The organism is Pseudophaeobacter sp. 1A09344, assembly GCF_041008745.1.
In the GTDB taxonomy this organism is placed as follows: Bacteria; Pseudomonadota; Alphaproteobacteria; order Rhodobacterales; family Rhodobacteraceae; genus Phycobacter; species Phycobacter gallaeciensis_A.
On record NZ_JAXGFS010000002.1, the window covers coordinates 442,148 to 456,188 of the forward strand.

Here is a 14,041-nt window from a genome sequence, read left to right on the forward strand (position 1 = left end):
CCGGGAAAAACAGAAAACTCTCGCGCGGCAGACTGATCCGACCTAGCCTGCCCCGACGCGACGAACAGGGATGACCCATGGGTTTCAACCAGCCTCAGATCGACACCTCGCCCCCGGTTTCCGAGGAGATCCGCCAGACCACCTGCTACATGTGCGCCTGCCGCTGCGGCATCAACGTGCATATGAAAACCGGCAGCGATGGCAAGAAACAGGTCGCCTATATCGAGGGCAACCGCGACCACCCGGTGAACAAGGGTGTTCTTTGCGCCAAGGGCAGCGCTGGCATCATGCAGCACAACGCGCCCTCGCGGCTGCGTGCGCCGCTGAAGCGGGTCGGCCCGCGCGGGTCAGGACAGTTCGAGGAAATCACCTGGGACGAGGCGCTGGATCTGGCGGCCTCCTGGATGGAACCGCTGCGCAAGAATGCACCAGAAAAGCTGGCGTTTTTCACCGGCCGCGATCAGTCGCAGAGCTTCACCAGTTTCTGGGCGCAGAATTTCGGCACTCCTAACTATGCCGCGCACGGCGGCTTCTGCTCGGTCAACATGGCGACGGCTGGCATCTACACCATGGGCGGTGCCTTCTGGGAATTCGGTCAGCCCGACTGGGATCACACCAAGCTGTTCATGCTGTTCGGCGTGGCCGAAGATCATGACAGTAACCCAATCAAGATGGGTATCGGCCGGATCAAGGCGCGCGGCGCGCGGGTGATCGGCGTCAACCCGATCCGCACCGGCTATAACGCGGTGGCGGATGACTGGGTCGGCATCACGCCGGGCACCGACGGGCTGTTCATCCTCTCCATGGTGCATGTGCTGCTGAAGGCCGGTAAGATCGACCTTGATTATCTCAGCCGTTTTACCAATGCGCCGGTGCTGGTAAACGCCAGCGACGGACCTGAACAAGGCCTGTTCCTGCGTGATGAAGCGGGCAAGGAGCTGGTGATCGACCGCAATACCGGCAAGCTGACGCCCTTTGACCAGCCAGGCGTACGCCCGGACCTGCATGCCACCTATCGCCATGCCGGTGTCACCCACAGGCCGGTGTTCCACCTGCTGGCCGAGCGGTATCTGTCTGATGACTACGCCCCTGAAACCGTGGCCGAGCAATGCGGTATCCCCGCCAGTCGCATCCGCGCCATCGCCGCTGAAATTGCCCGTGTCGCCTTTAACGAGGCGTTCGAGCTTGATCAGGAGTGGACCGATTTCCGCGGCGAGACTCACAAGACGATGGTGGGGCGCCCGGTATCCTTCCACTCCATGCGCGGGGTGTCTGCCCATGCCAACGGGTTCCAGACCTGCCGTGCGCTGCACGTCCTGCAGATCCTTCTGGGCACGGTCGAGGTCCCCGGCGGCTTCCGCTTTAAACCGCCCTACCCCAAGCCCGCGACCGCGCATCCCAAACCGCACTGTGGCGTCAAACCCGATTGCGCGCTGGACGGCCCGCATTTGGGGTTTGTGCATGGCCCCAACGATCTGGCCCTGTGCGAAGACGGCAGCCCAGCCCGCATCGACAAGGCTTTCACCTGGGAAAACCCGATGAGCGCCCACGGGTTGATGCATATGGTGATCTCCAACGCTCATGCAGGTGATCCCTACAAGATCGACACGCTGTTCATGTATATGGCGAACATGTCGTGGAATTCCTCGATGAACACCCGCGGGGTGATCGAGATGCTGACCGACCGGGATGACAACGGCGAGTATGTCATTCCGCGCATCATCTACTCGGATGCCTATTCATCGGAAATGGTCGCCTATGCCGACCTGATCCTGCCCGACACCACCTATCTGGAGCGGCACGATTGTATCTCGCTGCTGGATCGCCCGATCTGCGAGGCGGATGCCGCCGCCGATGCCATCCGCTGGCCGGTGGTGGAACCGGACCGGGATGTGCGCGGGTTCCAGACTGCGCTGGTGGAACTGGCGAACCGGATGAAACTGCCGGGCTTCACCAATGAGGACGGCAGCGCGAAATATCAGGATTACGCCGATTACATCGTCAACCACGAGCGTAAGCCCGGTATCGGCCCACTAGCGGGATGGCGCGGCGATGGCGAACAGTCCGGGCGCGGCGCGGTGAACCCTGAACAACTCGACCGCTATATCGAAAATGGCGGCTTCCACGTCAGCCATATCCCCGATGCGGCGCTCTACTACAAACCCTGGAACAGCGCCTATCAGGACTGGGCCGTGGGCATGGGGATCTATGACAAGCCCGAACCCTATCTGTTCCAGCTGTATGTGGAGCCGATGCGGAAATTCCAGCTGGCCGCCGAAGGATATGGGGAGCGCCAGCCCCCCGACCATCTGCGCAAGCGGATCAAGGCCACCATGGATCCGCTGCCGATCTGGTACGAAACAGACCAGCAGGGCAACGAAGGGTTCACCGTCAACGCCCTCACCCAGCGCCCGATGGCGATGTATCATTCCTGGGGCAGCCAGAACGCTTGGCTGCGGCAGTTGCACGGGCGTAATCCCCTTTACGTGCCGACGAAACTGATGCGTGAGAACGGCCTGTCGGATGGGGACTGGGCGCGAGTCACCTCTCCGCACGGAGAGATCACCGTGCCGGTGATGGAGATGGCTGCGCTGAATGAGAACACGGTCTGGACCTGGAACGCCATCGGCAAGCGCAAAGGCGCCTGGGCGCTCGATAAAAACGCACCGGAAGCGACAAAGGGCTTCCTGCTCAATCACCTGATCCACGAGCTTTTGCCACCCAAGGGCGATGGTCTTCGCTGGGCAAACTCGGACCCGATCACCGGACAGGCGGCCTGGTTCGACCTGAAGGTGAAGATCGAAAAGGCCGCCCCGCCGGATGGCATCGCAGAAAGCCAGCCCGCGCTTGATCCGATTGCATCTCCGGTGGGCACCGGTCCGGACAAACTGACATGGAAGGTAGGCAAATGACCGAGCTTCCCACACAGACAAATCGCAAGATGGGGCTGGTGATCGATCTGGACACCTGCGTCGGCTGCCATGCCTGCGTAATCTCCTGCAAAGGCTGGAATACCGAAAACTACGGCGCACCACTGTCGGATCAGGATCCCTATGGCGCCGATCCCTCGGGTACCTTCCTCAATCGGGTGCATTCCTATGAGGTACAGCCGGAGCAAGGACATGCCCAGCTGGTGCATTTCCCGAAATCCTGCCTGCATTGCGAAGATGCACCCTGCGTCACCGTCTGCCCCACCGGCGCCAGCTACAAGCGGGTCGAGGATGGCATTGTTCTGGTCAATGAAAGCGACTGTATCGGCTGCGGGCTTTGCGCCTGGTCCTGCCCTTACGGTGCGCGCGAATTGGATCTAGCCGAGGGCGTGATGAAGAAATGCACCCTTTGCGTGGACCGGATCTATAACGACAACCTGCCCGAAGAGGATCGCGTTCCGTCCTGCGTGCGCACCTGCCCGGCGGGCGCACGGCATTTCGGGGATCTTGGCGATCCTGACAGCGAGGTTTCTCAACTGGTTGCGGAGCGCGGCGGCATAGATCTGATGCCGGAAATGGGCACCAAACCTGTGAACAAATACCTGCCGCCCCGCCCCAAGGACCGCATCGAGGACCAGATCGACGTGCTGGCGCCGCTTCTGGCACCGGTCGCGGAGGAACCCAGCGGTTTCCTTGGCTGGCTCGACAAGGCACTGGATAAACTGCCCGGAGGAGACAGCTGATGCATCCGGCCCCTTCCGTCATCATCTTCACCACCCTGTCCGGCCTCGGCTTTGGCCTACTGGCCTTTCTCGGGCTTGGGATGCCCGCCGTTACCGGCTGGGTCGCCCTTGTCTTTTACCTCATCGCCTATGCGCTGGCCGTGGGCGGGCTTCTGGCCTCGACCTTTCACCTCGGCCATCCCGAACGCGCCTGGAAGGCGTTCAGCCAGTGGCGCACAAGCTGGCTCAGCCGCGAAGGCTGCGCTGCCGTTTCCGCGCTGCTGGTCATGGGGCTTTATGCGGCCGGGGCCGTTTTCCTTGACGCTGACTGGCGCCTCCTCGGCCTTCTGGGCGCTGCGCTCAGCATCGGCACCGTTTTCACCACCGCGATGATCTATACCCAACTAAAGACGATCCCGCGCTGGCACAGCCGGCTGACGCCACTGGTCTTTCTCAGCTTCGCAGTCGCGGGTGGCGCTCTACTGGCCGGTCGCGAGAGCCTTGCGCCCTGGCTCTTGGCCCTGGCCGGGGCGATCCAGCTGATCTATTGGGCCAAGACGGACAAGGCGCTGGCGCACTCCGGCACCGACATCGCCACCGCCACAGGGCTGGGCACTCACGGCAGCGTGCGTGCATTCGAGCCGCCCCATACCGGCAGCAATTACCTGCTTCGGGAATTCGTCTATGTGGTGGGGCGCAAGCACGCGCTGAAGCTGCGCGTCATCGGCTTTGGCCTGGGGTTCGCGCTGCCGATTGCCCTGATGGTGATGCCGTTTGACAGCGTGATGATGAAACACCTGATGGCAGGCGTCGCGGTGCTGCTGCATATCGCAGGGATTGCCTGCCTGCGCTGGCTGTTCTTTGCCCAGGCTGAACATGTCGTCGGCCTCTACTACGGCAAACGCTGAACGCATCTGATTTGAACAACGAAAAAGGCGGCCCCGAAAGGAGCCGCCTTTTTAAATCGGAAAACCGGTTGGCCTTAGATCAGACCTGCGTGCTTCATGGCCGCGTCGATCGCTGCCTTGGTGCTGTCCTCCAGCGTGGTCAGCGGGCAGCGGACCTCTTCGCTGCACAGGCCCAGCTTGGACAGGCCGTATTTCGCGCCCACAAGGCCCGGCTCGATAAAGATCGCCTCGTGCAGGGGCATCAGGCGGTCCTGATAGTCCAGCGCGGTCTTGTAGTCGCCTGCAAGGGTCGCGGCCTGGAACTCAGCGCAGAGTTTCGGCGCCACGTTTGCGGTGACCGAGATGCAGCCAACGCCGCCATGGGCATTGAAGCCAAGCGCGGTTGCATCCTCACCCGACAGCTGGATGAAGTCGGGACCACACGAACCGCGCTGCTGGCTGACCCGGGCCAGATCGCCGGTGGCATCCTTGACGCCAACGATACGGGGCAGCTTGGCCAGCTCACCCATGGTCGCCGGTGTCATGTCGACGACCGAGCGGCCCGGAATGTTGTAGATCACGATCGGAATATCGGCGCAGTCGTGCAGGGCCTCAAAATGCGCCACCATACCGCGCTGGGTCGGCTTATTGTAATAGGGCGTCACCACCAGCGCCGCATCAGCACCGATACGCGCCGCAAACTCGACAAAACGAATCGCTTCGACGGTGTTGTTGGAGCCAGCGCCCGCGATGACTGGCACCCGGCCTGCAGTCGCCTTGACCACCTCGGCGATCACGGTCTCGTGCTCTTCATGGCTCAGCGTCGGGCTTTCGCCAGTGGTGCCAACGGGCACAATACCGGTCGAGCCCTGCTCGATATGCCATTCTACCAAGTGTTTGAGCGTATCCAGATCCAGCTCGCCGTTGCGAAACGGGGTGACGAGGGCTGGCATAGAGCCTTTGAACATGGGCACGCTCCCTTAGTTGCGAATGGTCGGCAGGCAAAGCGCCGCCGGAATAGTGGACTTGACCGGGTTTTGAGTTGATACCGGCGCGTCACGGATTATCGTCACAGCCTCTATCCCCGGTTCACGAGAAAATGCAAGACATGACACGCATTCTGGCCTTCATTCTGCTGCTCCTGCCCCTGCTTACTCCGCAGATAGCCCGGGCAGACAGGCTTGCTGACGCTCTGGAGCTGATCCGGGGGCAGCAATGGGACGCCGCCGGAGAGATGGCAGGCCCCGAAGCCACCGTCGCCCGCGACGTGATCGAATGGCACCGTCTGCGCGCGGGCGAAGGCTCGGCGCGCGATGTCATGGCCTTTTTGGCACGCCGCCCCGACTGGCCCGGCCTGCCCTATCTGCAGGAAAAAAGCGAAGCGGCACTGGCCACGGCCGACCGCGAGACCATTCTGTCATTCTACTCTGGCAACCGCCCCCAGACAGCCGAAGGCGCGCTGAGCCTTGGCCGCGCGCTGATCGCGGCGGGGCGCCGGGGCGATGGTGAGGCCGAAATCGTCATGGCCTGGCGCACCATGCCGATGACGTCCGAGGTACAGGACGCCTATCTCGCCGATTTCAGCACCCTGCTGCAACCGCATCATGCGGCGCGGCTGAACCGGCTCTTGTGGGACCGCCACCATGTCAGTGCGCCGCGCATGCTGGACCTGGTGCCGGACGGTCCGCGCAAGCTGGCCGAGGCCCGTCTGGCCCTGCAGCAGCGCACCCCGGGCGTCGATGCCAAGATCGCGGCGATCCCAGCGGATTTGCAGGATGATGCCGGTCTGGCCTACGACCGGTTCGACTGGCGCGACAAAAAAGGACGCCGCGAGGACGCCATCCAGATGCTAATGGATCGCAGCACCAGCGCCGACAAACTGGGAGCGCCGGAAAAATGGCTGCGCCGCCGCCGCGATCTGGCCCGGCAGGACATGCGGGACGGCAACCACGAACGCGCCTACCAGCTGGCCGCCCATCATTTTTCCACGCCCGAAGCAGGCTATGGCTATTCTGACTGCGAATGGCTGGCTGGCTATATTGCCCTGCGCAAGCTGAACGATCCCGGTCTGGCCGCAAAGCATTTCGAGCGCTTCCTCGCCTCGGTCGAAACCCCGATCTCGGTCGGGCGCGGCGGCTACTGGTTGGGCCGTGCCTATGCCGAGATGGGAGAAGTGAACAAGGCGCATGATGCCTATTCCCGGGCTGCCGCCTATCAAACCTCCTTTTATGGGATCCTCGCCGCCGAGGCGCTTGGTCGACCTTTCGATCCGGATCTTGCCAATCCGCCTGCGCTGCCGGACTGGCGCAGTGCCCCCTACCTCAATTCCTCGGTCACCGAAGCGGGTCTGCTGCTGCTGCGCGCCGGAGAGGATGTGCTGGCCGAACGGTTCCTCACCCATCTGACCGAAAGCCTGCCGTCCGAGCAGGCCTTTCAGCTGGGTCAGATGGCGGTGGAAATGGACCGGCCACACCTGGCAGTGATGATCGGCAAACGCGCGGCACAATCCGGGATCGAGCTGAAAGGCGCCTATTACCCGCTGCACCCGGTGGCGAAAAAGGACCTGCCGATGGCGCCCGAGATGACCCTGGCCATCGCCCGGCGCGAAAGCGAATTCGACCCCGGCGTGATCAGCCACGCAGGCGCACGCGGGCTGATGCAGGTGATGCCCGCCACAGCAAAACTGGTGGCGAATGAACTGGGCATCCTGTCCGAGCACGAGACCGCCCGCCTGACCGCTGAATGGGACTATAACGCAACCCTTGGCGCGCAGTATCTTGCCCGTCTCGCCGAAGAGTTCGGTGGCAACGTGGTGATGATGGCAGCTGGCTATAACGCAGGCCCGCATCGCCCTGCGGCCTGGATGGAACGCTATGGCGACCCCCGCGACGGCACCCCGAACATCATCGACTGGATCGAGCACATCCCCTTCAACGAGACCCGCAACTACGTAATGCGCGTCACCGAAAGCCTGCCGGTCTATCGTGCACGGCTGGGGCAGACACCGCTGCCGGTGCCGTTTTCGCGGGAGTTGACCGGATCAACGCTGGCGGCGTTCGCGCCATAGGGTGAACAGCCCCGCCGCCACCACGATCCCGGCGCCCAGCGCCACGTTGAACCGGATGGTTTCCGAAAAGATCACAAGCCCCAGCATCGCCGCCCAGGGCAGTTGCAGATAGGCAAAGGGCTGCACCGCGCTTGCCTCTGCCGCCTCATAGCAACGGATCAGCAGGTAGTGCCCCAGAGCGCCGGTCAGGCACAATAGCCCCATCCAACCCCAGTCCGGCGTGCTCATCGCCTCCCAGTTCGACAGGCCGATCGGCGTCATAAAGACAACGCCGACAACGCCCACGTAAAAGAAACTGGTGGCCGAATTGTCCTTGCGCGCGGCATAGCGCGTCAGAAGCCCATAAAGAGCGAACATCAGTGCAGCCAGCAGCGGTACCAGTGCAGCCGGTTGGAACACGCCGATCCCCGGCTCCAGAATGATCAACACCCCAAGGAAACCGATAAGAATGGCGCTCCACCGCCAGATCCCGACCTTCTCCCCCAGGATCGGCCCGGACAGGGCCGCGATCATCAAGGGGTAGGACACAAAGACCGCGTGGCTTTCCACCAGCCCCAGCAAGGTAAAGGCCAAAACCATGACACAGATTTCCGCCGCGCAGACAAAGCCGCGAAAGATCTGTAGCCAGATCTGCCGGGTCCGGGCCACCTTTTTCAGACCGCCCGGCTGCCGCAAAGCGATGGAGACGACAAACAGAGACAGGAACCAATAACGGATCATCACCACCATGTAGACGTTGTATTCCCCGGCCAGATGTCGCGAGATCCCGTCCTGAAGCGCGAACACGATGGTGGCGCCAATCATCAGCATCACACCCAGCCGCGTGTTATTGCCTGCCTCGTGGACCTCTGCGCTGCTCATACCAGTTCCGCCTTTGTCATATGTCGTTTGCGTCCATAGCCAGGTATACGTGTGACAGCAAAGCCCGCCGCCTCCAGGCCCCGGCGCACGAAGCCCGCCGCCGTATAGGTCGCGGCGCTGCCGCCCGCGGCGGTGTGCCGGGCCACCTCGGCCATCAAATCCTCACCCCACAGTTCCGGGTTCTTGGCCGGGGAAAACCCGTCCAGAAACCAGGCATCAGCACGCCCCGTCCACTCTGGCAGCGACAGGCGCGCGTCGCCGGTGATCATCTCGAACCGAAGCGTGCCCAGATCGCAGCTGCCCTGCCCCGTCCAGACCGCGAAGAACCTTTCGGCCCAGGGCGCGACCGCAGGAAAGGCCTCCAGCGCCCGGGCCATATCGCCAGGCACCATCGGAAAGGCCTCGAAACTGGTGAAGTGCAATGCGCCCACCTGCCCGCTTTCCTCCCAGAGCTTCCAGGCGGCGAGCAGGTTCAGACCGGTCCCGAACCCCAGCTCGGCAATATGGAAACCGGGGCGGAACCGCGCAGGCAAATCATTCCCGGCCAGGAACACATGCCCCGTCTCCGCCAGCCCGTCGTGGATCGAAAAATAGGGATCATCGAACTGATCGGACACCGGAATGATGCCATCACGCCAACTGAGCCGGGCCTGCTGGTCTGCCATGCTGTTTTCCCTTAAGTGATGTCACGGAACGGCGCGACACTGGCGAAAGGGCGGGCGAATGGCAATGGCAGATATCACGGTGCGCGGCGCGGGCATTTTTGGTCTTTCGATCGCCTGGATCTGCGCCCGGCGCGGCGCAAGGGTTCAGGTGATCGACCCCTTCGGCCCCGGCGCAGGCTCCAGCGGCGGCCTTGTCGGTGCCCTCGCCCCGCATGTGCCGGAAAACTGGAATGCCAAGAAACAGTTCCAGTTCGAAAGCCTTTTGATGGCACAAGATTTCTGGCGCGATGTGGAACATGCGGGCGGCGTCTCCCCCGGCTATGGCCGCACCGGCCGTCTGCAGCCCATCAATGACGATCGAGTGCTTGATTTGGCCCGCCAGCGCGAAGGCACCGCTGCCGATCTCTGGCGCACCGATGCCGGGCAACAGGCCGAATGGCGCATTTGCGCGGCAGAGGAGTTTGGGGGGTGGGCCCCACCCAGTGCCACCGGCCTTGTGATTTACGACACGCTCAGCGCCCGCATGCATCCGCGACGGGCCTGCGCCGCGCTCGTCGCAGCGTTGAAGGCACAGGGTGTGGCTGTAGGCGCAGACGGTACCGATCAGGGTCAGGTTGTTCACGCCACCGGCCATGCAGGGCTACTGGACCTGAACCAAACGCTGGGCAAAACCGTGGGGAAAACCATCGGCAACGGCGTCAAAGGACAGGCCGCCCTGCTGCGCCATGATGCCGGAGAGGTCCCGCAGCTGTACGCCGACAGCCTGCACATCATCCCGCATGCGGATGGCACAGTGGCCATCGGCTCCACCAGCGAGCGGGAGTTCGAAAACGGCACGGAGACGGACGCTCAGCTCGACGACATCCTTGCAAGCGCCCGCGCCGCCGTTCCCATTCTCCAAGGCGCCGAGCTCATCGAACGCTGGGCCGGGGTGCGCCCGCGCGCAAGATCCCGGGCGCCAATGCTTGGCCCCTGGCCGGGCCGCAGCGGGCATTTCATCTCCAACGGAGGCTTCAAGATCGGCTTTGGCATGGCCCCCAAGGTCGCCGAGGTCATGGCTGATCTCCTGCTGGACCAGATCGATGCCATCCCTGCAGGCTTCCGCGTCGAAGACAACCTCTGACACCGCCGCCTCTGCCCCACCGTTTCGCTCCGGGTCAAGGGAGGCGCAGCCTGCGCGCATCGCGCGCCTTGCCCTTGAGGCGGAGCGGAACATCCCAAACTGGAACAGGCGCTTTTGAGGGCAGATCTGCCCCTCAAAAAGCTTCTCAGCAGTTTTTTTTCACGCCGCGCAGCGGCGCCGGGCCCAACTGGCAGCGCCCTATTCGCAGAATATGGCCCGGCAGGCGGGAGCCTCCCCCTCATGCGAACTCTGCCGTGGCGCTCATGCATTGTCGTCCATCCGGGCCTCTGACCCACAGATCCGCACCATTGCGGCAAAACGTAGCCGTTTCAAAATGCATCAATGGCGAGGAAGCGCGAAAGGCAAAGCGGCGCAAGGCACCCCCCACCTCCTCGGCCAGCAACATCAGGTGTTGCGCCAAAAGCGGACCATGCACCACCAGACCGTCATAGCCTTCGACATCGCGCGCATAGTCGAGATCATAATGGATCCGGTGCCCGTTGAAGGTCAGCGCCGAATAGCGGAACAGCAGCGTCGATGAAAACGCCGCCTCCCGCGCATCACGCTCATCCGTCCGCGCCTCAGGCGGCACCGGTTTTGGCGCCTGTGGGTCCGGATCCTCGCGATAGACAAGATCCTGCCATTCGGTGAGGCACAGTTCTCCCTTCTGCCAGATCTCATGGCGCAGGGTCACGAATGCCAACGGCCCGCTGCGCCCGTTTTTATGTTCGGCCTTTTCCAGAACCGAGCATTTTTCCGCCGGATTGCCGACCCGCAGGGGCGCGTCGAACTGCAGCTGCCCGCCAGCCCACATGCGCCGCGGCAGGCCCAGATCCGGGATCAGCCCGCCCGTTCCGCCGACCCGCGGATGACCATCGCGGCCCAACGCCTCGGGCGGCTGCGGGGTCCAGAAGTACAGCTGATGAAAGAACGGCGGCAGAACGCTGCCCTCGGTGATGTCCGCTTCCTGCCCCAGCGCCACCTGAAAGGCCGTGGCGCGGGCCGGGTCCATGACATCGGTTTGCCGGATCTCAGAGCTGGTATCGGGGCCAGGTTCGGTACGGGGGGCGGGATTTGTGGGACTGAATTCGCTCATCCCGTGACCTTAGCCACGTCTTCGGAAAGGACAAGCCGCCGAAGGCCGGGAGGAACACTGGCGCGCCCCTGCCCTTTACGGTTTGATCAGCGTTCGATTTCGCGGCGCAGGTTCTGCATCAGCGTTTCCAGCGTGTCCCGGTAAATCTCGCTTGTCAGCTGGCCGCTTTCGTCGAACTCCTTGGAGGAATTGGCCAGATGCACCTCGGGCCCGGACACAAGGCGCGGCTGAAACGGCACCATGAAACCGCGCAGCACCATCTGCGCCCGCTCACCACCCGAGCGGCCACCCGCCGCCGACATGACTGCCACGGGTTTACCCGCCCAGGGCTTGCCCTTGGTACGGCTGACCCAATCCAGCGCGTTCTTCAGAACCCCAGAGGGGCCTTTGTTATACTCCGGGGTCGAGATCAACACCGCATCCGCCGCAGCGATCTGATCAGCCAAGAGCTGCACCCCGGCAGGCACACCATCGCGATCTTCGTCATCGCCATCGTACAGCGGCAGGTTCAGGTCGCCCTCCACGTGGGAGCAGGCACCGAACAGACGCACCGCCTCCTTCAGCAGCATGCGATTGGTTGCAGCCCCACGCAGGGATCCGGAGAGAGTGAGAAGTAGCGGATCGGACATCAGAACATTCCTTGACTAACACATTGACACGCAAGGCCCTGTCATGGGCCTGACTTACCAATAGCTTAAGCAAAGACCGGGATGCCTCATACCCGAATGACCGCGCAAGTGTTGTGCATCAACTGGCAAAGCCCGCGCCCGGGGGCGCGGAAATGCACAGTCTGCGCGCGTCCTGGCGCAGATCACCCGGCCTGCCAGGTTCAGCCGCCGGTGGGGATGACGACGATTTCCACCCGCCGGTTCTGCGCCTTGCCAGCTTCGGTCAGATTGCTGGCCACGGGCTGCTCTTCGCCGCGCCCGATGGTGCGGATCCGGTTGTAGGGCACACCGCCAGCCTGGATCTGATCGGCCACGGCATTGGCGCGGCGCTCGGACAGGCCCTGATTATAGGCCGCATCCCCGTCACTGTCGGTATGGCCGATGACCTGCACGGTACTGTTGGGATAGCGCACCAGACTGTCCGCCACTTTCAACAGGTCAGAACGAACCGACGGGCTGATTGCGGAACTGTCGGTGGCAAAGGTCAGATCATTGGGCAGCGATACCACCAGCCTGTCGCCGGTGTTAACGATCGAGATGCCGTCGCTCGAAATCGACTGACGCAACTCGGCTTCCTGCTTGTCCAGTTGGCTGCCGATCAGCCCGCCCGCAATCGCCCCGACCGCAGCGCCGCCCAGAACGGCGCCCGTCTTGTTGCTGGAATTCGAGAGGGCACCGATACCCGCACCCAGAATGCCACCTGCGATCAGGCCCTGCTTCTCCTTGCTGGGCGTACCATCGCTGTTCAGCAGTGCCGGATCGGTGCAGGCGCCAAGGCCCAGCGCAACCGTCACTGCCGCAACCGTCGAGAATTTCAAAATCGTCATTTTGCCAACCTTCTTGCCTGTTTCGCGCGCCTCTGTCCGGGCTTGGCTCGTCCTTGCCCGGCGAGGTCTCACGCACCGCTGATTTTATTTGATTATATCATCGCTGCGGCGCTGCTGCTCAAGCGCGGAGTGCAAAACCTAGGCGGTTTGCCGCCCAGTTTCTTCGGCTTCGCCTGTCACAGCTGGAAAGTCCGCTTCTTTCTCCGACGCGCTGTCATCGCGCGCGGCCTCAAAAGCCAGCATCGCGCGTTTGACCGGCACTCCCCAGTGATAGCCGCCGATATCGCCGCCCTTGCGCAGGACCCGGTGGCAGGGAATGAGCCAGCTCATAGGGTTCTTGCCCACAGCCGTCCCCACGGCCCGCACCGCGCGTGGGTTATCAATGGCACGGGCGAGTTCGGAGTATGTGGTGACATGGCCCGACGGGATCCGCAGTAGCGCCTCCCAGACCTTGATCTGCAGCGGCGCGCCCATCATGTGCAGCGCAGCCTCGCCTTTTTGGGCAAAGATCGCCTCGGCCAAGGGGCGCAGCATCATCGGGTCTTCGACATAATCGGCATTTGGCCAGCGCGCGCGCATATCGGCCAGGGTCGGCTCAGCCCCGGTTTCGGCCGCAAAAGCGAGACCACAGATCCCCTTCTCGGTGCCCATGACAAGCGCCAAACCGAATGGACTGTCGAACCACCCCCAACGGATTGTCAGCCCCGCGCCTTTGCGGGCGTATTCACCGGGGCTCATCGCCTCCCAGCGCAGGAACAGATCGTGCAGCCGCCCGGAGCCGGACAGCCCCACCGCGTGGGCCGTTTCAAGGGTTGAAAACCGCTCTTGCAGCAGGCTCTTGGCGTGGCCCAGCCGCAGATACTGCTGATAGCGTTTGGGCGAAACACCAACCCAGGCCGAAAACACCCGCTGGAAATGCGCCGGGCTCATGTTCATGTGGGCGGCCAGCTCCGAAAGGCCAAGATCCTCTCCGCCCGCGTCGATCAGCTCAATGGCCCGGCCTATGACGCCATAGTGATAGCTCTGTTCACCCGCTTCGCGCATCTTTCCCTGTTCTCCTGCAAAGGGTCCAGCAACACAGTAGAGCGGACACCGGCGACCGGCGACCCGGAATTTGCGCATTGCGGGTGTCAGAGCAATCTGTTGCAAGCACAACAGCGCCTGCGGCACGGTGAAACCGTTGGTGTTTTTTCAT

Annotated in this window: 12 protein-coding genes; 5 read left to right on the top strand and 7 right to left on the bottom strand. The window is 63.0% G+C overall.

Annotated features, from left to right (window positions below):
• Positions 1–77: 77 nt before the first annotated feature.
• The 3 genes from SM765_RS05375 to SM765_RS05385 are packed head-to-tail and all read left to right on the top strand — an operon-like array spanning position 78 to position 4,560.
• The gene (locus SM765_RS05375; protein WP_274837273.1) at positions 78–2,912 is read left to right on the top strand and encodes a molybdopterin oxidoreductase family protein; all 2,835 of its coding nucleotides are present in this window, start codon (positions 78–80) and stop codon (positions 2,910–2,912) included.
• Positions 2,909–3,673, top strand: coding sequence for a 4Fe-4S dicluster domain-containing protein (locus SM765_RS05380; RefSeq protein WP_274837272.1), 765 nt, complete (start codon positions 2,909–2,911; stop codon positions 3,671–3,673). Before SM765_RS05375 ends, SM765_RS05380 begins: the two co-directional genes overlap by 4 nt.
• A complete protein-coding gene (locus tag SM765_RS05385) occupies positions 3,673–4,560 on the top strand; it encodes a dimethyl sulfoxide reductase anchor subunit family protein (protein ID WP_274837271.1) in 888 nt (295 codons plus the stop codon). Before SM765_RS05380 ends, SM765_RS05385 begins: the two co-directional genes overlap by 1 nt.
• Positions 4,561–4,634: 74 nt before the next feature.
• Here the strand turns inward: SM765_RS05385 and dapA are convergent, their stop codons facing one another.
• Entirely contained in the window at positions 4,635–5,507 is an 873-nt protein-coding gene (gene dapA / locus SM765_RS05390; protein ID WP_065271354.1) for a 4-hydroxy-tetrahydrodipicolinate synthase, read from the bottom strand.
• Positions 5,508–5,647: 140 nt separating this feature from the next.
• Between dapA and SM765_RS05395 the strand changes: the two genes are divergently transcribed.
• Positions 5,648–7,606: a lytic transglycosylase domain-containing protein gene (locus tag SM765_RS05395; RefSeq protein ID WP_274837270.1), complete on the top strand. Its 1,959-nt coding sequence runs from the start codon at positions 5,648–5,650 to the stop codon at positions 7,604–7,606.
• Here SM765_RS05395 and SM765_RS05400 read toward each other — a convergent pair.
• Together SM765_RS05400 and mnmC2 are read right to left on the bottom strand one after the other, a co-directional pair.
• Positions 7,580–8,467, bottom strand: a complete 888-nt coding sequence (locus SM765_RS05400; RefSeq protein ID WP_274837269.1) for a DMT family transporter — start codon at positions 8,465–8,467, stop codon at positions 7,580–7,582. The genes SM765_RS05395 and SM765_RS05400 overlap by 27 nt on opposite strands.
• Positions 8,464–9,132, bottom strand: coding sequence for a tRNA (5-methylaminomethyl-2-thiouridine)(34)-methyltransferase MnmC2 (gene mnmC2 / locus SM765_RS05405; protein ID WP_274834919.1), 669 nt, complete (start codon positions 9,130–9,132; stop codon positions 8,464–8,466). The genes SM765_RS05400 and mnmC2 overlap by 4 nt, the downstream gene beginning before the upstream one ends.
• A 58-nt stretch (positions 9,133–9,190) precedes the next feature.
• On the opposite strand from mnmC2, the gene SM765_RS05410 reads away from it, so the two are divergent.
• Positions 9,191–10,255: an NAD(P)/FAD-dependent oxidoreductase gene (locus SM765_RS05410; protein WP_274837268.1), complete on the top strand. Its 1,065-nt coding sequence runs from the start codon at positions 9,191–9,193 to the stop codon at positions 10,253–10,255.
• A 238-nt stretch (positions 10,256–10,493) separates the two neighbouring features.
• Here the strand turns inward: SM765_RS05410 and SM765_RS05415 are convergent, their stop codons facing one another.
• The 4 genes from SM765_RS05415 to SM765_RS05430 form a co-directional block, all read right to left on the bottom strand.
• Entirely contained in the window at positions 10,494–11,351 is an 858-nt protein-coding gene (locus tag SM765_RS05415; protein WP_425537298.1) for an HTD2 family dehydratase, read from the bottom strand.
• Between the two features lie 86 nt (positions 11,352–11,437).
• Positions 11,438–11,980 carry an NADPH-dependent FMN reductase gene (locus tag SM765_RS05420; protein ID WP_274837267.1) on the bottom strand — a complete coding sequence of 181 codons (543 nt, stop codon included), beginning with the start codon at positions 11,978–11,980 and terminating at the stop codon, positions 11,438–11,440.
• A gap of 200 nt (positions 11,981–12,180) precedes the next feature.
• Positions 12,181–12,846 carry a YiaD family glycine zipper/OmpA-like lipoprotein gene (locus tag SM765_RS05425; RefSeq protein WP_065271359.1) on the bottom strand — a complete coding sequence of 222 codons (666 nt, stop codon included), beginning with the start codon at positions 12,844–12,846 and terminating at the stop codon, positions 12,181–12,183.
• 138 nt (positions 12,847–12,984) lie between these two features.
• Positions 12,985–13,890, bottom strand: a complete 906-nt coding sequence (locus SM765_RS05430) for a bifunctional helix-turn-helix domain-containing protein/methylated-DNA--[protein]-cysteine S-methyltransferase (RefSeq protein ID WP_274837266.1) — start codon at positions 13,888–13,890, stop codon at positions 12,985–12,987.
• Between the last annotated feature and the right edge of the window lie 151 nt (positions 13,891–14,041).